This is a genomic window from Adonisia turfae CCMR0081 (assembly GCF_011009555.1).
Lineage (GTDB): Bacteria > Cyanobacteriota > Cyanobacteriia > Phormidesmidales > Phormidesmidaceae > Leptothoe > Leptothoe turfae.
In genome coordinates this window covers 1-1,528 of sequence record NZ_QXHD01000006.1, presented here as the reverse complement: position 1 = coordinate 1,528, position 1,528 = coordinate 1, and the positions used below count along the sequence as shown (strand labels likewise).

At 44.8% G+C, this 1,528-nt stretch carries 2 protein-coding genes; both read right to left on the bottom strand.

Going from position 1 to position 1,528, the window contains the following annotated elements; all coding sequences use genetic code 11:
- Positions 1 to 37: 37 nt before the first annotated feature.
- Complete coding sequence (locus tag DXZ20_RS36985; protein WP_163703733.1) at positions 38 to 922, bottom strand: hypothetical protein; 885 nt, start codon at positions 920 to 922, stop codon at positions 38 to 40.
- 423 nt (positions 923 to 1,345) lie between these two features.
- A partial coding sequence (locus tag DXZ20_RS38130) for a hypothetical protein (protein ID WP_250566269.1) occupies positions 1,346 to 1,528 on the bottom strand: 183 nt, incomplete at its 5' end.

Genomic DNA, 1,528 nt, shown 5'->3' with positions numbered 1-1,528 from the left:
CCAGGTGTCTCCTCTATGAGGGTTTCGTCACCGATTATTAGAGTTTCGCCCATTCATCTAGGAAGGCTGAGTGAAAAATCTGCATTACGCCTTGTATCTTTTTTAGGGCACCCGACGTGGACGCGAACGTATATGCCCCTAACTTCATTTCCGGCATACTGCCACTCGTTTGCCCTACATTCTTCACATTCTTCCCATCGTAATGCAAGTCGCTCTTCAGATCGGGGTATGATTTTCCTAGCCATGGATCGCAAATACAATACGAAGCCACCGTTCCCTTGTCGGTGTTATATCCGTTGTTGGATACAATTACGTAGGCGTGATCAAAGTTGGTTCCATGGTACCACCCGACAGTCAAGGCACTGGCTGCTTTGTATAACTTCTGATATTTCCCATTTTTGGGAAGTGTTGTAAGCAGCAGATAGGCCAATAGTGATGTTTCGCCACAATTAGCTGTAGCATGGCTGGCAGCCCTGACAGCCAAATTCTCATAACTCTGCTTGTTGCTCATCCCGACTACGCCTGCCTCCTCCTGCCAGGTAGGATGATGCTTTCCTGCTTTCCATAATGTTGCGAATGTCTTGAACGAATTATAAACATCAGTATGTTGTTGAATATTCAAAGCTGATTTCTGAGGAGCGGTCAGCGAACTTCCCCAATTCGTGGGTTTCTTATCACTATTGGTGATTAATTGATATACCGCATCCACCCTTGCTTTACCAAGAAAATCAACCATGGTTCCCAGCCAAGAGCCACGAGTTTTCTTTATGTTGTCAATATCATTTAAACGTAGATCAAGATCTATCCCAATTTGCCGAATACTGTCATCATAACTGCTTAAGTTGCTGCTGCCTGTGATGAATGTGCGCACGGCTAAAGCTGCGGCTGTGCAAATTTTCGTCATATCTTGCTTGGTCGTCATAATTCTCCTTCTTTTAGTTTGTTCGCCTCATTTTTTTGCGTAGAGTCTAGAAACCACGGTTTCTGAATGATCGCTGAAACGCGATACCTGACGGATAAGCTCACCAGGCGACAGTCGAAGTTGGGATCTCGGGGAGTGATTAATTAGATGCTCCGGTACAGTGATTTGTGATGCTACGGTCACTCAACTAACCACAACTGAGCTACTTTGCTGTCGTCCAACTGTGCTCTCCACACTTAGGACAATCCTCAAGGTTGATTTATGATTTTTTTGAGTTGAAGTTTTTGAATGAGACTCTAACTGCGGACTCTGCCAGGAGTGAAACAGGGCTACAGAAATGAAGAAATATCCACTACTCAACGTTCTGTGATCTAGCGCATACTGAAACTAACGTTCTGTCCTAATTCCCATACTTGACACCTATTAATTTCCTAGATTCTTCAACTTTCTCCGAACTCTACCTCTAGTTCCACGGCAACTCAGTAGCTCATAATCCTGGGCATAGACATTGCAGCCCAATACCAGCAATCTGAGAGAGGCCGATGAGCTCAGCACCTTAAGCACTCGGGTACATCCCAATGCATTCTCTTGAACCACAAACCCAAT